The organism is Litoreibacter ponti (genome assembly GCF_003054285.1).
GTDB classification, from domain to species: Bacteria; Pseudomonadota; Alphaproteobacteria; order Rhodobacterales; family Rhodobacteraceae; genus Litoreibacter; species Litoreibacter ponti.
This window is the reverse complement of sequence record NZ_QBKS01000001.1, coordinates 1868368-1887699: the sequence shown is the minus strand read 5'-3', so window position 1 is coordinate 1887699 and position 19332 is coordinate 1868368. Positions and strand designations below refer to the sequence as shown.

Genomic DNA, 19332 nt, shown 5'->3' with positions numbered 1-19332 from the left:
CCCCCATAGGTAGCGCGCGATGTGAAATCGGGGCCGCGAGAGCCCCCTGCAACGTAAGGCGCCCAAAGGTATGGCTAAGGAAAAGTTTGAACGCACAAAACCGCACGTTAACATTGGCACGATTGGCCACGTTGACCACGGCAAGACGACGCTGACGGCGGCGATCACGAAGTATTTCGGCGACTTCCAGGCGTATGACCAGATCGACGGCGCGCCGGAAGAGAAGGCCCGCGGGATCACGATCTCGACGGCGCACGTGGAGTACGAGACCGACACGCGCCACTACGCGCACGTCGACTGCCCCGGCCACGCCGACTACGTCAAGAACATGATCACCGGGGCCGCCCAGATGGACGGCGCGATCCTGGTGGTGAACGCCGCCGACGGCCCGATGCCCCAGACCCGCGAGCACATCCTGCTGGGCCGCCAGGTGGGCATCCCGAAGATGGTCGTCTACATGAACAAGGTCGACCAGGTGGACGACGAGGAGCTGCTGGAGCTCGTCGAGATGGAGATCCGCGAGCTGCTGTCCTCCTACGACTACCCCGGCGACGACATCCCCGTCATTCCGGGCTCGGCTCTGGCCGCGATGGAAGGCAACAACCCCGAGATCGGCGAAGAGTCGATCCGCAAGCTGATGGCCGCCGTGGACGAGTACATCCCGACCCCCGAGCGCGCCGTGGACCAGCCCTTCCTGATGCCGATCGAGGACGTGTTCTCGATCTCCGGCCGCGGCACCGTTGTGACCGGCCGTGTCGAGCGTGGCGTGATCAATGTGGGTGACGAGATCGAGATCGTGGGCATCCGCGACACCTCGAAGACCACCTGCACCGGCGTCGAGATGTTCCGCAAGCTGCTGGATCGTGGCGAGGCTGGCGACAACATCGGCGCGCTGCTGCGCGGCGTGGACCGTGAGGGCGTGGAGCGCGGCCAGGTGCTGTGCAAGCCGGGCTCGGTGAAGCCCCACACGAAGTTCGAGGCCGAGGCCTACATCCTGACCAAGGAAGAGGGTGGCCGTCACACGCCGTTCTTCGCCAACTACCGCCCGCAGTTCTACTTCCGCACGACGGATGTGACGGGCACGGTTGAGCTGCCGTCGGGCACCGAGATGGTGATGCCGGGCGACAACCTGAAGTTCGACGTCGAGCTGATCGCGCCCATCGCGATGGAGCAGGGCCTGCGCTTCGCCATCCGCGAGGGCGGCCGGACGGTTGGCGCAGGTGTTGTGTCGAAGATTACGGAGTAATCATCGACCAACACCAGTGTGCGGCAGATGATCTGAAAGATCACCGAGAGCATCACCCGGTAGAAACAGAGAAGGCCGCTTCCAATAGGAGGCGGCCTTTATAGTTGGATCATGCATTCGAGAACAAAAAAATGGACAAAGCGGAACAGTTGGAAATTCTGCGCCACTGGTTGGCAGAAAGTAGACTGGCCATTTCGGATGCCGCATTCATCTACGCCTACGAAGAGGTGCGGCAGGCTTATGTCCGAGAGAGGAAAGCCGAGGGAAAAGAGCTTGGGCTTCCGCAATTGAATCCTTCTGGACTTGTTGCACATCAGCGTTTGCAACAGGCAAGAACAACACTTGTGATCTTCTGTGGTAAAGCGGCGGACCGTGACAAACGCAGTGTCGGGCTAAGGACCCTCAAAAACGCAATTTTGTCGGACGCAAGCCTTCAGCCCAAAAGACGTGACAAAATAATTCAAGAATTTAAGCAGTTCGACAAGGAATACGGATTTGAGGGAGAGATCACTGATCTTAGGAGCAAAGCCTACGCCCACTCCGATTTCGATTGGTTAATAAATGGGCCCTTTTCGAGTTTGAAATTGAGGGAACTATTGGAGCACTCGTTGGCTCTGACCGGCTTAATAAGCACGCTAAGATACTCTTCAGAATTGGTGCCCGTAGTGAGTCATGGGAACTCGTTTGCCGATGACAGCACGCTTACTCCTGGTGTCTATAAATTCGCCCATATCTATGCAGTTGAGTTCTGGACCAAGAATTTCGCGGAGTGGAGTTCAGATGCTGATAAGCCCGGAAACAAGCCGTAGGCGCCGGGCATCGCCAGATTGTCCGAAAGGCTGGAAATGTCCTTTGAGACACTTCTGTCATCTCCGTACTCATACTTCGTGACGTGTGAAGTCCACTGAGAAGGCACGCGCGTGTGTGAGCCGCTTCCCGATAATGAAGTGCTCACGGGCCTTTACATCAACTCCCAAAAGCAAGGCGGTTCGCGAGGCCTGCCTGCGCGGCGGGAGGCCGTAGCGCAAACCGTCGGTCGGGTGCCATGTCACCAAAACTTGGACGCGGAGGTTGCAAAGCGGGTTGGTGAATGTATCGTCGGTGTATTGAGATGGCTTCCACGACGAACGCCAAATCGAAACGCACGCAACGTCGTGCAAGGGAGGAACTATGAAAAAATCACTAGTCGGCGCGCTTCTGGCCGCCGGAACAGCGCTGTCGCCGCTTGCAGCCTACGCGCAAACAGAAATTCAATTCTGGCACGCCTTTACCGGACGACTGGGCGAGCTGGTGAAAGCTCAGGTGGAGGAATTCAACGGCGGTCAAAGTGACTACACGGTCGTCGAGAGCCACAAGGGCAACTACTCCGAGACGCTCAACGCAGGTATCGCGGCCTTCCGCGCGGGCGAACAGCCCCACATCCTGATGGTGTTCGAAGTTGGCACCGCGACCATGATGTCTGCTGAAGGTGCCACCAAGCCGGTCTACGAAGTCATGGCCGAGAGCGGCGCCACCTTCGATCCCGACGCCTATATCGGCTCGGTGAAGGGCTACTACACCACGACCGACGGCGAGATGCTGTCTTTGCCGTTCAACTCCTCGACCCCGGTGTTGTGGGTGAACCGCGATGCGTTCGAGGCTGCGGGCGTCGACCCCGACACCGATCTGTCGACCTGGCAGAAGGTCGGCGAGACACTGGACGCCCTGAAAGCAGGCGGCGAAGATTGCCCGCTGGTCACCGCATGGCAGAGCTGGATCCACCTCGAGAACTTCTCGGCCTATCACGACGTGCCCTTCGCCTCGAAGGATAACGGGTTTGCGGGCCTCGATACCGAGCTGATGCTGAACGGCGAGGCGCAGGTCGCGCACCTGACCGCGATGGGCGAATGGGCCAAGGATGGCAAGTTCATCTATACCGGTCGCCGCAACGAGGGCGGTGCCAACTTCCGGTCCGGCGAATGTGCGCTCTTCACGGAAAGCTCCGCAGGCTACGCGGGCATCAAGGCCGAAGCACAGTTCGACTTCGATGTGCGCCCGCTGCCCTATTGGGAAGGCGTTGGTAATTCGCCCCAGAACACCATCATCGGTGGCGCGTCGCTTTGGGTTCTCGAAGGCCATGAGGCCGAGGAATACAAGGGCGTTGGCGAGTTCCTCGCCTTCCTGTCCTCGTCCGACGTGCAGGCCCAGTGGCACCAAGACACGGGCTATCTGCCGATCACGGCCGAAGCCGGTGAGGCCACCCGTGCGGCAGGGTTCTACGAGCAGAACCCGGGCACCGACGTCGCTGTGATCCAGATGACCGCAAAAGAACCCACGGCCAATTCCAAGGGTCTGCGCCTTGGCTCCTTCGACCAGATCCGCGGGATCATCGACGAAGAGCTGGAGGCGATCTGGGCAGGTGACAAATCCGCTCAAGAGGCCATGGACAGCGCCAAGGAGCGGGGCGACGCCTTGCTGCGGCGCTTCGAGTCCGCCAACCGGTAAGAGACCTTGATGGGCAGGCCCGCACGGCTTGCCCATTTTCTTGGGTCGGGGCATCTCTATGGAAAAGCGCGTAACCTTTCGCGGCTGGCTGTTGCCGCTGCTGCTGATCGCACCTCAGGTGCTGGTCTCGGCCGTGTTCTTCTTCTACCCCGCCGGGCAGGCCATCTGGCAATCGCTATTCATCCCGGACCCGTTCGGGCTTTCGTCGCAATTCGTGGGCCTCGGGAACTTCGAGTTCCTGCTGAGCGACCCTTTCTATCGCGCGTCCTTTCTGACAACGGCAATCTTTTCGATCCTGGTGACGCTCTGCTCGATGATCCCGGCGCTGTTTCTGGCGGTGATCGCGGATCGCCTGATCAAGGGATCGGGCGTCTATCGCACCATGCTGATCTGGCCCTACGCGGTGGCCCCGGCCGTCGCGGGGGTCCTGTGGCTTTTCATGTTCAACACCCGCGTGGGCGTCATATCCTGGTATCTCGGCACGCTGGGCTACGACTGGAACCACGTGCTGAACGGGGGCGAGGCCATGGGGCTGGTCGTCGTGGCCTCCGCCTGGGGGCGGATCAGCTACAACTTCCTGTTCTTCTTCGCCGCGCTGCAATCCGTACCCCGATCCGTCATCGAGGCGGCAGCGATTGACGGCGCGCGGTTCTGGCGCCGGTTTTTCACGATCGTGCTGCCGCTTCTGTCGCCCACGACATTCTTCCTGCTGGTCGTCAACGTGGTCTACGCGTTCTTCGAGACCTTCGGCGTGATCCACACGATCACCGCGGGCGGGCCGCAACAGTCCACGACCATCCTGGTCTACAAGGTCTTCTCCGACGGGTTTGTCGGCCAAGATCTTGGGTCAAGCTCGGCCCAGTCGGTGATCTTGTTGGTCGTCGTGGGGCTGCTGACAATCGTCCAGTTCAAATTCATTGAAAAGCGAGTGCACTACTGATGGCCCGCGAAGTCCACGGCATGGTCGAAAAGCGCGGGGCCGGCCTTTGGCTGACCCATGTTTTCATGATCCTGGGCGTGCTGGTCATCTTCTTTCCGATCTGGCTGGCCTTTGTTGCCTCGACGGTCACACAGCAAGAGATCATTCAACCCCCGATGCCGGTGGTGCCAGGCGACCAGTTCTGGATCAACTACCGCAATGCGCTGTTCTCGGGCGTCAATGTGCCGGTCGCGACGATGCTGTTCAATTCGCTGGTGATGGCGATCGGCATTGCGGTCGGCAAGATCGTCATCTCCTTGCTGTCCGCCTTCGCCATCGTCTATTTCCGGTTCCCCGGACGCAATGTCTTCTTCTGGATGATCTTCCTGACGCTGATGCTGCCGGTAGAAGTGCGCATCGTGCCGACCTTCGAGGTGGTGGCGGGCTTTGGCATGCTCAACAGTTATTCGGGCCTGATCTTCCCGCTGATTGCCTCGGCCACGGCGACGTTCCTGTTCCGCCAGTTCTTTCTGACCATCCCCGATGAGCTGGCCGAGGCCGCCCGGGTCGACGGTGCCCGCCCGATGCGGTTCTTCTGGGATATTGTCGTGCCGATGAGCCGGACCAACGTGGCGGCGCTTTTCGTGATCTTGTTCATCTACGGCTGGAACCAGTATCTCTGGCCGCTGCTGATCACCACCGATCCGGAAATGAACACCATCGTCATGGGGATCAAGCAGATGTTTCCGTCGGGCGACGACTTTGCCCATTGGCCGACCATCATGGCCACCTCCATCCTTGCGATGATCCCCCCGGTGATTGTGGTTGTGGGGATGCAGCGGCTTTTCATCCGCGGCCTTGTAGACAGCGAGAAATAGATATGGCGACAGTCACACTTCAGGGCGTCAAGAAAAGCTTCGGCACCACCGATGTCATTCACGGCATTGATGTCGAGATCGGGGATGGTGAATTCATCGTCATCGTCGGGCCATCCGGCTGCGGGAAATCCACGCTGCTGCGCATGGTCGCCGGGCTGGAGACGGTGACCGCAGGCGACGTGCTGATCGGCGGGACGCGCGCCAATGACAAAGAGCCGATGGACCGCGACATCGCCATGGTGTTTCAGAATTACGCGCTCTACCCGCATATGTCGGTGCGCCAGAACATGGGCTACGGGCTGAAGATCGCGGGGCTGCCGAAGGATCAGATCAACGCCAAGGTCGAAGAGGCCGCGCGCTTGCTGCAGTTGGAGCCGCTGCTTGATCGCAAGCCCCGGCAACTCTCGGGCGGCCAACGCCAGCGCGTCGCGATGGGCCGCGCCATCGTGCGGGAGCCGGCCGTGTTTCTCTTCGATGAACCGCTCAGCAATCTCGACGCCAAACTGCGCGTGCAGATGCGGCTCGAAATTCGGGAGTTACAGGCCAAGCTGGGCATTACCTCGCTTTATGTCACGCATGACCAGGTCGAGGCGATGACGATGGCCGACCGGATGATCGTGATGAACGGCGGTGTTGCGGAACAGATCGGAACGCCCTTGGAGGTCTACGAGACCCCGCGCACGCTGTTCGCCGCGCAATTCATCGGCAGCCCCGCCATGAACATAGTCGATGCGCATATAAAGGGAGGTGTTGTCTCCGTCGGGGAGCTTGCCATCGCGGAGGTCACAGCGCCCGATGGTCCGGTCAAGCTGGGCATTCGTCCCGAACACATGGTGCCGGACGAGAACGGTCCGCTCGCGATTACTATCCAAATGACCGAGCCTCTTGGCGCCAACACGCTGCTTCATGGCCGCTTGCCCGGGCATCCCGACGCCTTCACGATCAGCCTACCCGGCGTTCACGCGATGCCGGATACGAAGGACCCGTTGCGCTTTGCCGCACAAGTGGGGCAAATCCACATCTTCGATCCAGCCTCTGGGTTGCGACTGACGTAGTGTGCGTCTGAGCCTGTCCGATTGATTGGCCTTCGAAGCGCCAGTGTACTGCCACTGATGCACAGGCAGATCGCAGGAACCTATTCTGAAAACCCCGAATCTCCGTCGGTCGAATGTTGAATACGTTGGTTTCGTAAGAAAGCTCAGAGGTCAGAAGACGTCGTCTAAACTGTATGGACCCGTATCGTGGGCGATCGCAGGCGCCCGGATGCCCGATGCCCGGCGTCTGAACGGGGGTGCTGATCTCAGGCATCGCTTCGGCCACACGGTCCAGATGCATCACGAGTATCTCATCGAAGAAGTGGCGCATGAGACCTAGACCGAGGCTCATGATCCGCGCCATTAGCGCCGTCGCGATTCATTGTCAGCACCGGCGGCACCTGCGCGGCAGGAGGTCTGATAGATCACCGTGAACGAGAGCGCCGATACCAAAGGCGTGTAGTCAACGTAGGTCTCAGGAGGAAGAAAGTGTCTGTCGCGTTGAGTGAAGAAGCTATTGAAGAGGCATTCGATTGAATGGAACGCGGTGGTCTGCGGCGAGTTTGGATGGTTATCAAGGTAACTGTACTGGTCATCGTTGTACTGACCGGCTCGGCGGCAATAATTGTTCTTGGCTAAGCCAGTCAGATTTCGGCAGTTGTCAACCTGCTAGGACCTACCGGACTTTTTTCTGCATTTGTGGCGGATCCCTAATCCGTTAGTGGCGCAGCCCAGAACCAATCGAGTGAGCAAGCCTGGCATCGACAGTCGGGAGCTCCGCTCGATCAGCGCTGAAACGGTCTACCGGAAAGTTCTCGAGCCGCACTTCATTAACTCCGCGGTTGGACGCTGCCCGCCCCCTCACCATTTCCCCACCGACGCCTCATTTCTGCTGAAATGCTCGGAAACATTTGGCTCACCCAAGAGGAGCCGTTCCATGTTGAACCTACTATTCGGCCATGTGTTCAAATCCGAGAAGCTAAGCTTTTCGTGGCTGTGGCCCCTCGTCGTGGTGGTCGTGGTGGCGAGCGAGTTGGGATTTATGCTCAACGTCTTCTGGTTTATCCCGCTGATTTTCCTTGGGCTGGTGGGATATGGCCTGTTCAGCAAGGGCGGCCTGTGGCGCAAGGTGGAGACCGTGCGCAATTGGATCACCTCGTCGGAGCCGGGGCCCGCGTCACAGGTTTTCGCACCGAAGCCATCTTTGCCGACCCATGTGTCGGCCATGCCAAAGGTCGTAGCGCAGGCGAAACCTCAGCCGTCCGACGCGCCATTTCAGGTCGAAGAGATTGCCCGGATCGAGCCGCGCCTGACCGCCTTGCAGCTCGCGCGGCAAGGATTGCCGCGTGACGGTGCCGTTCCGCGCACTGATCCAAGGGCCAAGTTTGCCGCCCTGATTGAGGCGCAGAAATTGCAGATGGCGAAAAAGCTCGAATCTTGAGGTGCCCCACAGCAATGCACACAGCGTGTGCATATTGCCGTTGATGTGCAAAATCGCGCGAAAATGAAAAATAAATTCTAATTAACAAGAGCTTGGAGAAGTCATGTCGGAGAGGCGCAGCCTGCTCACGCCCGCGTGAGCCGTCGCGACCGGATCGTGTCTACAAAAATCGGGACCGCATGCCACATAGGGACATGCCGGGCCATTGAGGGTCCGACCCTAACTCGAAGGGTGTCGAGTGTTCACATCGAAGGAACACACAGATGAAACGCATTCTCCTTTCCCTGGGCGTGGCGCTGAGCCTGCTTGCAGGACCCGCCCTGGCGTCTGAGGCCGCCTCTACCTCGGTCGACCTTGGAAACCTGTCCCCCGATCAGCTGGACGCGCTGATCTCCATTCTGTCGGGCCTGCCCCGCCAGTAGGCGCGCACATCCCCTAACCTATGCGCGCTGGTGTAGACCCGCCGGTGCCCGCCAAGACCCTGGCGCGCACGGGCGGGTTTTGCATTTTTCGCACGCCCGCGCCCTGAACGCGCAGATGATCCCTTGCAATAGGGGCAACGCTTTCGTAACACCCATCCCGTAAGTGCAGGGGCTTAGCTCAGTTGGTAGAGCATCGGTCTCCAAAACCGAGGGTCGTGGGTTCGAGTCCCTCAGCCCCTGCCAGCCCAACGACGTGAAGATCAGGGCCCCGACATCGCGATGAAATGTGTCCCTGATATCATTTACGACCCGGCCCATGAGCTGGCGTTCGATCTTTACCTGCCCGACAGCCTGAAAGCCGATGCCTGCGTGATTTACGCCCATGGGGGCGGGTTTCGCCGCGGCCATCGCGGCCATGTCGAGGTCGGGCATTTCGCCGATGCGCTGACGGCGCAGGGTTTGGCGGTTGCGTCGATCTCCTACCGGTTGCGCACGGAGATGAGCGCATTCGACGACGATGATGCGAGCTATATCGAGGCCTATATCGCCCGCAGCCAGAAGATTGGGCTGACGCTAAGCCCCAAGCTTTACGGTCCCGCCTTCATCGCCGCGATCGAAGACATGTCGAAGGCGATCGAATATCTGTGGGTCGAGGGGGAGCGGCTTGGCATCGCCTCGCGCAAGATCGGGGTGCTGGGCGTGTCGGCCGGTGGGATTGCCGGGCTGGCGCTGGCCTATCCGCCGATGCAATGGGTGCGGCGGGTGTCCCGCCCGGATGCCGTAGTGGCGATCAGCGCGGCCTTGGTGCAGCCCTGGCGGCTCGAAGAGAACGGCCCGCCCTGCCTGATGTTTCATGGGCCGCGCGACCGGATCATCGATCTTGGCAACGCCCAGCTGGGTGCGGCGCGGGCGCAGCAGATCGGCGCGCCGGTGACCCTGATCGACACGAAGGTGAACGGCCATGCGAGCCAGGTCGACGTGATCCTTGATGGCACCCACAAGGATGGCACGCCCTATATTCAGATGGTGATCGACCACTTTGCGCGCCTGCGCGAAGAGGCGTGAGGCGCGCCTAGATCTCTTGGCCCTTCTTCAACAGCCGGTCGATCAGCTCGCGCTGCAGCCCGCCGCTGTCGCCGCCGCCAAATTGCATCGCGCCGCCGGTGTAGAGCGAGCCGTAGGTCTGCGCCAGATTGACCGCTTGCCCAAGGCCCGAGATCAGCTGATCGCGCTCCAGCGGGGAGAGCGGGTGAATGAACGTCGCCCAAAGCTGGCCGCGGGCAATAGCATAGCGCGCGTCCAGCGCGGTGTCGAAATTGGCCTGCATGACGCGCAGCAGCTCTTCCTCGGTCATCGCCTCGGCGCTGCGGATCGGCACCATGGCGCGCATCCGGTCGGCGCGTGGATCGGTGATGATGATCACCGGGATGTCCGCGATGGTCATCTGGAAGCTGGTCTGCGCGCTTTGGGCGTCAGGGTCGAGCGTGGTGATGATCTCTGAGAGGCGCTCCAGCGTCATCGGGGGCTCGGACGCGGGACCTGCCTCTTGGGCGAATACGGGTGCTGCGCATAGCAGGGCGGCAAGGGCGAGGGGTTTGAGCATGGAGACCTCCGATCATCTGTGCTTTGATCCTACGGCGCAGCCCCCGCACGCGCCATGCACCCTTTGGTGAGCGCATGTTTCAAGGGCCGAGCCCCTTGCAAACAGGGGCGGGGGGTCGTAACTGGAGCCTCGAGAGTTGAAAAGGCACACCGACATGGCACGCACGAATCCAGCACAGTTCATCCAGCAGGTCCGCGGCGAAGTGGCCAAGATCACCTGGCCGACCCGCCGCGAGGTGGTGCTGACGACCGTGATGGTGTTCATCATGGCGACCCTGACGGCCATCTTCTTCTCGCTGGTGGACCTGTCGATCCGCACCGGGCTCAACGGCATCTTCGGGATGTTCTAGGCCGTGTCAGCCCCCGCCACTTTGGCTGAGTTGGGCTGGCGCAACTTCTTCATGCAGCAACTGGACGTGGACGAGCTTGGGGTATTGACCCCGGCGCGCGTCACCGCCGTGCACCGCGCGCAGCTGGAGGTCTTGACCGAAGACGGCCCGCGCGAGGTCTTGCCCTACGCGTCGGAAGATGACCCGGAACTGGGGCGCGCCACGGTCGGCGATTGGCTGCTTTTGACCGACAGCGTGCAGCCGGTCCGACTTCTTGAACGCGCCAGCCTGTTCAAGCGCAAGCCGCCCCTGGAGGGCCGACGCACGCAGCTGATCGCGGCCAATCTTGATACGCTCTTTGTGGTGACCTCTTGCAACCGCGATTTCAACGTGGCCCGGCTTGAGCGCTACCTGGCGATGGCCGCGGATGCGGAGGTGACGCCCGTCATCGTGCTCACAAAGGTCGATCAGGCCGAAGACGCCGACAGTTTTATCGATCAGGCCCGCGCGATTTCACGAGATGTGCAGGTCGAGGCGCTCAATGCCAAGGACCCCGCGCAAGCGTCGCGCCTGCTTCCGTGGTGTGGGCTGGGGCAGACCGTGGCCTTCGTTGGGTCATCGGGTGTCGGCAAGTCGACACTGGTCAACACGCTGACCGATCAGGCGATCGAGACTCAAGGCATCCGCGAGGCGGATGCGCGCGGGCGGCACACGACAACCCACCGCGAGATGCACCGCCTGCCTTCGGGCGGGTGGCTGATCGACACGCCGGGGATGCGTGAGCTGCAGCTCACCGACGTCCAGGCGGGGATCGAGGAGCTGTTCGGTGACATCGAAGAGCTGGCCCTCGCATGCAAGTTTCGCGACTGCGCCCATGAAAGCGAGCCAGGCTGCGCGGTGCGTGCGGCTGTCGAGGCCGGCGCGCTCGATCAGGCCCGGGTGGATCGGTGGCGGAAGCTCGCCGCCGAGGAGGCGCATAACACCGCCACGGTCGCCGAGCGGCACCGCCGCGACCGCGCCTTCGGAAAGATGGTCAAGGACGCGATGTCGGCCAAGAGGCGTCCCGACCGCAGCTAAATTGTGCGCCTGCGGCGCGCGCGATATTTAGTTGGGGCTCTGCCGTCGCCATTGTCGCTCGGACCAATGGCGCGTAAACGGCGACCCCGCCGTGCTTTCGGAACAAAGAAATGGAGGCTCAGGCGACCTTGACGACCATCTTGCCAAAGCTTTTGCCGACGAGAAGATCGTAGAGGGCGTTTGGCGCGTTCTCGAGACCTTCGACGATCTGCTCGGTATATTTGATCTCGCCGGATTTCAGCCAGTCGGTCATGTCACGGGCAAACTCCCTGTAAGTGTCCGGGCCGAAGCTGTCGAAGATGATGAAGCCCTGCATCTTCACCTTCATGCGCAGGACCGTGCCCATGATCGCGGGCGCCATGTCGGGGCCATCAGGCAGGCCGGGCAGGTTGTACCAGCTGACCACGCCGCAGACCGGGACACGGGCAAAGGGGTTGAGAAGCGGCAGGACGCCGTAGAGCACCTTGCCACCGACATTCTCAAAATAGACATCGATGCCATCGGGGCAGGCGGATTTGAGCTGCTCGGCGAAATCATCCGCATTGTGGTCGATGCAGGCGTCAAAGCCCAAGTGCTCGACCGCGTGCTTGCATTTCTCGGGTCCGCCGGCGACCCCCACGGCGCGCGCCCCCTTGATCCTGGCGATTTGACCCACGGTTGCGCCTACCGGGCCGGTGGCGGCGGCGACAACGACGGTCTCGCCTTGCTTGGGTTCACCGATTTTCAGAAGCCCCGCATAGGCGGTGTAGCCGGGCATGCCGAGGATGCCGAGCGACCAGGAGGGATGTTCCGGATCTGGGCCAAGATTAAGCACCTGATCACCATTTGAGATCGCGTAATCCTGCCAGCCGGATGTGTTGAGCACCCGGTCGCCCTTGGCAAAACCGCTCAGGTTGCTCTCCATCACCTCGGCGACAACCTGGCCGGTCATCACCTCGCCGATCTTCACCGGCTCGGCGTAGGATTTGGCGTCATTCATGCGCCCGCGCATATAAGGGTCGAGCGACAGATATTCTGTGCGCAGCAGCATCTCGCCCGCGCCGGGGGAGGGGATTTCGCCCTCTTCAAGGCGCAGGGTCTCGTCGTCCGGCGCGCCCTTGGGGCGGGCGTTCAAGACGATGCGGCGGTTGGCGCTGGCGGTCTGGGGCATGGGGCTCTCCTGATTGTTGATCCAGACATGACCCATGCGAAGAGGAAATCAAAGGGCAGATGGCCTTGAACAGCGGGCCAAGCTTGCGTAAACGATCGCACAAGACGACGGAGAGGCGCGCATTGATTCGAGATGCGCGCTGTTTTCGTTTCGGCGGGTGCCACGGGCGACCCGCTGGCAGAGTGGAATTCTTGGGGCGTGCACGGCGTCCCGGCAAAGTGAGGCGCGGCTGACATGGCAAAACGGTGGTATTCGGTTTCGGTGCTCTCGAACTTCGAGAAGCGCATCGCCGAGCAAATCCGGCAGGCCGTCGAGGAAAACGGGCTGCAGGACGAGATCGAAGAGGTCCTGGTTCCGACCGAAGAGGTCATCGAGATCCGCCGCAACAAGAAAGTCACCGCCGAGCGCCGCTTCATGCCGGGCTACGTGCTGGTGCGCATGGAAATGTCCGATCAGGGCTACCACCTGATCAACTCGATCAACCGCGTCACGGGCTTTCTGGGCCCGCAAGGCCGCCCGATGCCGATGCGCGACGCGGAAGTGCAGGCGATCCTGGGCCGCGTCGAGGAAGGCGCCGAGGCGCCGCGTTCCACCATCGTGTTCGATGTGGGCGAGAACGTGAATGTCACAGATGGCCCGTTCGAGGGCTTCTCGGGACTGGTCGAGGAAGTCGACGACGACAACCAGCGCCTGAAGGTGACGGTCTCAATCTTTGGCCGGGCCACCCCGGTTGAACTGGAATTCACTCAGGTCACCAAGACGAGCTGAGTGCAATACGTGGGAGGCGGCGCGCACGCGTGCGGGCACCGGACCACGGACAAACCTGACCCCGGAAACGCGTTCCGGGGCGTTGTAAAAGGAGAGGCCCTATGGCCAAGAAAATCGCTGGCACGATGAAACTGCAGGTTCCTGCAGGTCAAGCCAACCCATCCCCGCCCGTCGGCCCGGCCCTGGGTCAGCGCGGCATCAACATCATGGAATTCTGCAAGGCGTTCAACGCCAAGACGCAGGAAATGGAGCCCGGTGCGCCGTGCCCGACCGTGATCACCTACTACCAGGACAAATCCTTCTCGATGGACATCAAGACGCCGCCGGCGTCCTACTACCTCAAGAAGGCCGCCAAGCTGAAGTCCGGCGCCAAGACCCCGTCGCGCGAAGTGGTCGGCCACGTCACCACCAAGCAGGTGCGTGAGATCGCGGAAGCGAAAATGAAGGATCTCAATGCCAACGACATCGACGCGGCAATGCTGATCATCTTGGGCTCCGCCCGCTCCATGGGCATCGAGGTGAAGTAATGGCTAAATACGGAAAACGCACCACCGCCGCCCGCGAGCAGTTCGCAGACAAGCGGGACGTCACGGTGGAAGAGGCCGTTGCTCTGGTCAAGAACAACGCCAAAGCCAAGTTCGACGAGACCGTCGAGATCGCAATGAACCTGGGCGTCGATCCCCGCCACGCAGACCAGATGGTCCGCGGCGTGGTCTCGCTGCCCAACGGCACCGGCAAGGAAGTCCGCGTCGCCGTGTTCGCCCGCGACGCAAAGGCCGAGGAAGCCAAAGCCGCCGGAGCCGACATCGTCGGCGCAGAGGACCTGATGGAAACCGTGCAGTCCGGCAAGATCGACTTCGATCGCTGCATCGCCACCCCCGACATGATGCCCATCGTGGGCCGTCTGGGTAAGGTGCTTGGCCCGCGCAACCTGATGCCGAACCCGAAGGTCGGCACGGTGACCATGGATGTCAAAGCCGCCGTGGAAGCCGCCAAGGGCGGTGAAGTGCAGTTCAAGGTCGAGAAGGCAGGCGTTGTGCATGCCGGTATCGGCAAGGCCTCCTTCACCGAAGAGAAGCTGGTCGAGAACGTGCGCGCCTTCGTCGGTGCCGTGTCCAAGAACAAGCCTTCTGGCGCCAAAGGCACCTACATGAAGAAGATCGCGCTGAGCTCCACCATGGGTCCTGGCATCACGATCAGTGTGGAAAACGCCACCGGCAACTAATGCTAATGCATTGAAATCATTGAAAAGGGCGCTCGAAAGAGACGCCCTTTTTTCATTTTTGCGTCCCATTTGAGCCTTATTTGCATTGTTTCTTAATGCCCAACGATCAACGGTGGGTATCGAAACAATGAGCACGATCGAGACACTACAAAAACTCCGCGACGACAGCTTCCGCGCCCTGCGCGGGGAGCCCGTGACCCTACGACCGCGCCAGGTGGTGCGACGCATGGACAAGATGCCGCCGCGGCTGCGCAAGACCAACACGTTCCGCGAGGCCTATGTGGTCAATGCCGCCCTTGGGCGCTGCCGCCCGGCCGCTGCGAACCGGCACATGGCGATGCTGCGCGACGCGCATCTCAAGGCAGACACGCTCTATGAGTACGCCAGCTTCGAGGCCATGCTGAAAGAGCATCTCGACGGGCTGGAATTCGGCAAGCATGGCTTCCGCGAGCGCTCGCTCGACGACACGGACCCCAAGGCCGTCTATGCCAGCATCCAGGAACTGATCGCCGTGCTGCGCGATCTGGGCTACGAGTGCTTCGCCAATTCCGGCACCCTGTTGGGGCTGGTGCGCGACGGCAAGCTGATCCCCTATGACGACGACATCGATCTGGCGGTTCTGCTGAAGTCCACCCGCGATGGCGCGGCCGCCTCCGAGTTCATTGCGCTGAAGCAGGCGCTGTGTGACCGCGGCCTCGACTGCCACATGATCAAGAGCGGCAACCCGATCATCAAACTGCCCAGCATCGACGGGTTCGAGGTTGATCTGTTCCCGGCCTATGGCGCCTACAGCCGCTACAGCATCTTCCCCTATGCCCGACGCACGCTGCATTACGGCGATGTTTGGCCGCTGCAGACCTGCGCGGTGAGCGGCTTGCCGCTGCCCGCGAACCCCGAGGTTCTGCTGGCCGAGAATTACGGTGAAGATTGGCGCGTGCCAAACCAGCGTTTCTCATTCCCCTGGGGGCCCCAGAAAGAAAAATTCTCTATCCTGATGAAGGAGTTCTCCAATGGCCAATAAGCCGCGCACTGTGCTGACCTACGGCACGTTCGACCTGTTTCATGTGGGCCATGTCCGGCTGCTGGAACGCCTGTCCGCGCTGGGTGACCGGCTGGTGGTGGGCTGCTCGTCCGACGAGTTCAACGCGATCAAGGGCAAGACCTGCGTCATGCCCTACGAGGACCGCGCGACGATCCTGCGCGCCTGCCGCTTCGTCGATGATGTCTTCCCCGAGTGCAGCTGGGACCAGAAGCCGCTCGACGTGCAGCGCCTTGAGGCGGATATCTTCGCCATGGGCTCCGACTGGACCGGCAAGTTCGACGAGCTGAGCGCCTATTGCGAGGTCGTCTACCTGCCGCGCACCGACGGCGTGTCGACGACAAAGCTGAAGAACATCGTGGTCGAACGCTCCGCAGCTCCGAAAGGGGCCAGCGAGCGGCGCGCCGCCAGGGCCTGAGCCAGACTGCGGGGCACATATACTGGCCCCGTACCGCCGTGGTGGCGTGATCGCAACAGGCTGACTCACGCAAAAAGACGATATAAAAATATCTTGGGATCCGCACCGGGATTGAGGGCAAGACCATGGACGAACAGGCGATCATCGAACTCTATGTCCAGGACGCGCGCGCGGCCCTGAACGACAAGTATGTCGATCTGAAACCGCGCAAGCGCCTGATGGTCATGGACGAGATGAGCAGCGAGACCAAGGACACGCTGCCCTATCGCGAGGCCTTCGTGCTCAACTCGATCCTGGGCAAATGCCGTCCCGCCGCAGCAAATCGCCAGATGGCCCGGCTGCGCGACGCCCATCACAAGCAGGGCACCTATGACGAGTATCTCGCGCTCGAGGCAATGCTCGCCGATAACCTGCATGGCGTGAGCTTCGGCAATCACGGCTTCCGCACCCGCAACCTGTCGGATGCGGACCCGCAAAAGCTATACGACGGCATCCAGAAGATCGTCACGCTGCTCAAGAAGCTTGGCTACGACAGCTTCATCAACTCCGGTACCCTACTTGGCATGATCCGCGACAAGGGCCCGATCGCCTATGACGACGACATCGACCTCGCGGTCATCCTGCAGGCCCGCACCGACGAGGACGCGGCCGAGGAGTTCAAGGTTCTGCTGGGCATGTTGCTGGCCGAAGGCATCGACTGCCATCTGGCCGAAAGCAAGAACGTCATCATCAAGATGCCCTATATCGAGGGCTTCAACGTCGACATCTTCCCCGCCTACGGCACGTTCCGGCGCTACAATATCTTCCCGTATTCGCGCAAACAGCTGACCTACAATGACGTCTGGCCGCTGAAGGACTGCCCGATCAGCGGCGCGCCGCTGCCCGCCAACCCCGAGCGGCTGCTCGAGGAGAATTACGGCAAGGACTGGCGCACGCCGAACCCGCGCTTTGCGTTCCCCTGGGTTGCGCAGAAAGAGAAGTTCGCCGTCCTGATCGAGGAATGCGCGAAGGAATAGCCCTGCCGCTGCCTTTTGGTCGACAATCCCAAACATCTCCACGGATTGTTCACATTTGCGCCCCATTCTCGGGGTGAAATCCTTGCAACGAAACGGGGCGAGGCAGGGGCTGGCGACATGGTTGATATGGCACATTACGAGGCGCTCTATGACATCCGTCACGACGGGCTGCAGGCGCTCAAGGGTGCCAAGGACCTGCCCGCCGAGACCGCGCGCAAGCATTTGCGCAGGCTCGACCGGATGCCCCATTGCCTGAAAGTTCTCGACATCTACTCCGAGGCCGTCGTCGCCAACAGCGTCGCCGGGCGGTGCCGTCCGGGGCGGGCCAATGCCCGTCTCGAGCGGTTGCGCGCGGCGGGCGCGCGCCGCGGCGACATGCGCGCCTACGAGGCGTTCGAGGCAAAGGTCACAGCCAAGCTCGACGGCCTGAACATGACCGGGCATGGCTTCACCGACCGCAGCCTTGCGGATGCGGACCCGCAGGCGGTCTATCAGGGCGTGCGCGACCTGATCTCGAAGCTCGCACAGATGGGCTACCCCGCCTTCGCCAATTCCGGCACGCTTTTGGGCCTGACCCGTGAGGGCGGGTTGCTGGCCCATGACGACGATATCGATCTGGCCGTGATGCTGGACGTAACGACCGATGCCGCCGCCGCCCGCGCCTTCACCGAGCTGTTCGAGAAGCTGCAAGCCGAAGGGCTGGAGTGCTCCATTCGCAACGAGGGCAACGCGATCATCAAACTGCCCAGCATCGACGGGTTCGAGGTCGATCTGTTCCCCGCCTTCGGCACCCGCCGCCGCTACTCGATCTATCCCTATTCGCGTCGCGGGCTGCGCTATACGGATGTGTGGCCGCTCAAGCCCTGCGCCGCGACGGGCATCAACCTGCCCGCCAAGCCGGAGACACTGCTGGCGGCGAACTACGGCAAGGGCTGGCGCACGCCCAATCCGCGCTTTACTTTCCCTTGGGCGGCCCGCAAGCGTGAATTCGCGCCATTCCTCAGCAAACTGGCCCCCGCGCCCTGAGAAAAGTGCGCCTTGGGGGTTCCAGCCCGGGCCATAAGCCGCTAATGCAACACCCATATATGCCGTGCGATTCGTCGCGCGGCATGTTTCGTCCGAGATGGCGGGTTTGGGATAAGTCAAGATTTCCCTTTAATTCCTGCCTGAGACGGGACCAGACCAGATTGACTGAGGGCTCGTGATCACGGCTCCAGGCGGTTCGGGCGTCCCGTAACGATGGACCCAACCGCCGGAGTGATCCGGTTAGACTGAGCCGGGGTCACATGGCCCCACAATTGGAGTAAAACTGTGGATAGAGCACAAAAAGAGAAGTTGGTCGACGAGCTCGGCCAGATCTTTGAAAGCTCTGGCGTGGTGGTTGTAAGCCATTACGAAGGTCTCACGGTTGCTGAGATGCAGGACCTGCGCGCGCAAATGCGTGAAGTGGGCGGGTCCGTGCGTGTCGCCAAGAACAGGCTCGCCAAGATCGCCCTTGAGGGGAAGCCCTGCGAAAGCATCTCCCAGTATCTCTCGGGTATGACCGTTCTCGCCTATTCCGAAGACCCCGTGGCAGCTGCCAAGGTGGTCAACGACTACGCCAAGAGCAACGAGAAGTTGCAAATTCTTGGCGGAGCCATGGGCGACAGCGCGTTGGACGTCGCTGGTGTGAAAGCCGTGGCCGCTATGCCGTCTCGCGAGGAGCTTATCGCTTCCATCGTGGGCTGCATCGGCGCCCCCGCCTCGAACATCGCCGGCGCGATTGGCGCACCTGCCTCGAACGTGGCAAGCATTCTCAGCACCATCGAGGAGAAGGCAGCCGCCTAATCCTCGACCGACCTTCGTGGGTTGTAAACCTCGCGTTGGAACACATCTTAATAGAACGGAAACAGTAAAATGGCTGATCTGAAGAAACTTGCTGAAGAGATCGTTGGTCTGACCCTTCTCGAAGCACAAGAACTGAAAACCATCCTCAAGGACGAGTACGGCATCGAGCCCGCAGCTGGCGGCGCAGTGATGATGGCTGGTCCTGCTGGCGGCGACGCCGGCGGCGCTGCCGAGGAGAAATCCGAATTTGACGTCATCCTGGTCGCCGCAGGCGCATCCAAGATCAACGTCATCAAAGAGGTTCGCGGCATCACCGGCCTGGGCCTGAAAGAAGCAAAAGACCTGGTCGAAGCCGGCGGCAAAGCTGTCAAAGAAGGCGTCGACAAGGCCGAAGCAGAAGAGATCAAGGGCAAGCTGGAAGCAGCTGGCGCCGAAGTCGAACTGAAGTAATCCGGGC

At 61.3% G+C, this 19332-nt stretch carries 22 protein-coding genes and 1 tRNA gene; 21 read left to right on the top strand and 2 right to left on the bottom strand.

Going from position 1 to position 19332, the window contains the following annotated elements:
• Window positions 1–70: 70 nt before the first annotated feature.
• The 10 genes from tuf to C8N43_RS09540 all read left to right on the top strand — a co-directional run bounded on the left by tuf (window position 71) and on the right by C8N43_RS09540 (window position 9489).
• Complete coding sequence (gene tuf, locus C8N43_RS09580; RefSeq protein ID WP_107845354.1) at window positions 71–1246, top strand: elongation factor Tu; 1176 nt, start codon at window positions 71–73, stop codon at window positions 1244–1246.
• A 104-nt stretch (window positions 1247–1350) separates the two neighbouring features.
• Window positions 1351–2055, top strand: coding sequence for a hypothetical protein (locus C8N43_RS09575; RefSeq protein ID WP_146174197.1), 705 nt, complete (start codon window positions 1351–1353; stop codon window positions 2053–2055).
• 361 nt (window positions 2056–2416) lie between these two features.
• Window positions 2417–3730, top strand: coding sequence for a sn-glycerol-3-phosphate ABC transporter substrate-binding protein UgpB (gene ugpB, locus C8N43_RS09570; RefSeq protein ID WP_107845378.1), 1314 nt, complete (start codon window positions 2417–2419; stop codon window positions 3728–3730).
• Between the two features lie 58 nt (window positions 3731–3788).
• Window positions 3789–4670, top strand: a complete 882-nt coding sequence (gene ugpA / locus C8N43_RS09565; protein WP_107845377.1) for a sn-glycerol-3-phosphate ABC transporter permease UgpA — start codon at window positions 3789–3791, stop codon at window positions 4668–4670.
• Window positions 4671–4690: 20 nt separating this feature from the next.
• The gene (gene ugpE / locus C8N43_RS09560) at window positions 4691–5527 is read left to right on the top strand and encodes a sn-glycerol-3-phosphate ABC transporter permease UgpE (RefSeq protein WP_107846314.1); all 837 of its coding nucleotides are present in this window, start codon (window positions 4691–4693) and stop codon (window positions 5525–5527) included.
• Window positions 5528–5529: 2 nt separating this feature from the next.
• Window positions 5530–6582 (top strand): sn-glycerol-3-phosphate import ATP-binding protein UgpC, encoded by a 1053-nt coding sequence (locus C8N43_RS09555; protein WP_107845376.1) that lies wholly within the window; start codon window positions 5530–5532, stop codon window positions 6580–6582.
• A 916-nt stretch (window positions 6583–7498) separates the two neighbouring features.
• The gene (locus tag C8N43_RS09550; protein ID WP_107845375.1) at window positions 7499–8002 is read left to right on the top strand and encodes a hypothetical protein; all 504 of its coding nucleotides are present in this window, start codon (window positions 7499–7501) and stop codon (window positions 8000–8002) included.
• Window positions 8003–8265: 263 nt separating this feature from the next.
• Entirely contained in the window at window positions 8266–8424 is a 159-nt protein-coding gene (locus tag C8N43_RS19600) for a hypothetical protein (protein ID WP_158269956.1), read from the top strand.
• Window positions 8425–8591: 167 nt separating this feature from the next.
• Window positions 8592–8667: transfer RNA gene (locus C8N43_RS09545), tRNA-Trp, on the top strand.
• Window positions 8668–8703: 36 nt separating this feature from the next.
• A complete protein-coding gene (locus C8N43_RS09540; protein ID WP_107845374.1) occupies window positions 8704–9489 on the top strand; it encodes an alpha/beta hydrolase in 786 nt (261 codons plus the stop codon).
• Window positions 9490–9496: 7 nt separating this feature from the next.
• Here the strand turns inward: C8N43_RS09540 and C8N43_RS09535 are convergent, their stop codons facing one another.
• On the bottom strand, window positions 9497–10027 hold the full coding sequence (locus tag C8N43_RS09535; protein ID WP_107845373.1) for a hypothetical protein: 531 nt from the start codon (window positions 10025–10027) through the stop codon (window positions 9497–9499).
• Between the two features lie 154 nt (window positions 10028–10181).
• On the opposite strand from C8N43_RS09535, the gene secE reads away from it, so the two are divergent.
• Both secE and rsgA read left to right on the top strand, forming a co-directional pair.
• Window positions 10182–10376, top strand: coding sequence for a preprotein translocase subunit SecE (gene secE, locus C8N43_RS09530; RefSeq protein WP_107845372.1), 195 nt, complete (start codon window positions 10182–10184; stop codon window positions 10374–10376).
• 3 nt (window positions 10377–10379) lie between these two features.
• Window positions 10380–11432 (top strand): ribosome small subunit-dependent GTPase A, encoded by a 1053-nt coding sequence (gene rsgA / locus C8N43_RS09525; RefSeq protein WP_245912962.1) that lies wholly within the window; start codon window positions 10380–10382, stop codon window positions 11430–11432.
• Between the two features lie 118 nt (window positions 11433–11550).
• Here the strand turns inward: rsgA and C8N43_RS09520 are convergent, their stop codons facing one another.
• Window positions 11551–12582 carry an NADP-dependent oxidoreductase gene (locus C8N43_RS09520; protein WP_107846312.1) on the bottom strand — a complete coding sequence of 344 codons (1032 nt, stop codon included), beginning with the start codon at window positions 12580–12582 and terminating at the stop codon, window positions 11551–11553.
• 234 nt (window positions 12583–12816) lie between these two features.
• On the opposite strand from C8N43_RS09520, the gene nusG reads away from it, so the two are divergent.
• The 9 genes from nusG (at window position 12817) to rplL (ending at window position 19325) form a co-directional block, all read left to right on the top strand.
• Complete coding sequence (nusG, locus tag C8N43_RS09515; RefSeq protein ID WP_107845371.1) at window positions 12817–13350, top strand: transcription termination/antitermination protein NusG; 534 nt, start codon at window positions 12817–12819, stop codon at window positions 13348–13350.
• Between the two features lie 101 nt (window positions 13351–13451).
• Window positions 13452–13877, top strand: a complete 426-nt coding sequence (gene rplK / locus C8N43_RS09510; RefSeq protein ID WP_107845370.1) for a 50S ribosomal protein L11 — start codon at window positions 13452–13454, stop codon at window positions 13875–13877.
• A complete protein-coding gene (gene rplA, locus C8N43_RS09505) occupies window positions 13877–14575 on the top strand; it encodes a 50S ribosomal protein L1 (protein WP_107845369.1) in 699 nt (232 codons plus the stop codon). The genes rplK and rplA overlap by 1 nt, the downstream gene beginning before the upstream one ends.
• Before the next feature lie 127 nt (window positions 14576–14702).
• On the top strand, window positions 14703–15596 hold the full coding sequence (locus tag C8N43_RS09500; protein WP_107845368.1) for a LicD family protein: 894 nt from the start codon (window positions 14703–14705) through the stop codon (window positions 15594–15596).
• A complete protein-coding gene (locus C8N43_RS09495; RefSeq protein ID WP_107845367.1) occupies window positions 15586–16032 on the top strand; it encodes an FAD synthase family protein in 447 nt (148 codons plus the stop codon). The genes C8N43_RS09500 and C8N43_RS09495 overlap by 11 nt, the downstream gene beginning before the upstream one ends.
• 125 nt (window positions 16033–16157) lie before the next feature.
• Window positions 16158–17048, top strand: a complete 891-nt coding sequence (locus tag C8N43_RS09490; protein ID WP_107845366.1) for a LicD family protein — start codon at window positions 16158–16160, stop codon at window positions 17046–17048.
• Window positions 17049–17165: 117 nt separating this feature from the next.
• The gene (locus C8N43_RS09485) at window positions 17166–18074 is read left to right on the top strand and encodes a hypothetical protein (RefSeq protein ID WP_107845365.1); all 909 of its coding nucleotides are present in this window, start codon (window positions 17166–17168) and stop codon (window positions 18072–18074) included.
• 285 nt (window positions 18075–18359) lie between these two features.
• The gene (gene rplJ, locus C8N43_RS09480; protein ID WP_107845364.1) at window positions 18360–18875 is read left to right on the top strand and encodes a 50S ribosomal protein L10; all 516 of its coding nucleotides are present in this window, start codon (window positions 18360–18362) and stop codon (window positions 18873–18875) included.
• A 69-nt stretch (window positions 18876–18944) separates the two neighbouring features.
• Complete coding sequence (gene rplL / locus C8N43_RS09475; RefSeq protein ID WP_107845363.1) at window positions 18945–19325, top strand: 50S ribosomal protein L7/L12; 381 nt, start codon at window positions 18945–18947, stop codon at window positions 19323–19325.
• Window positions 19326–19332: the final 7 nt, after the last annotated feature.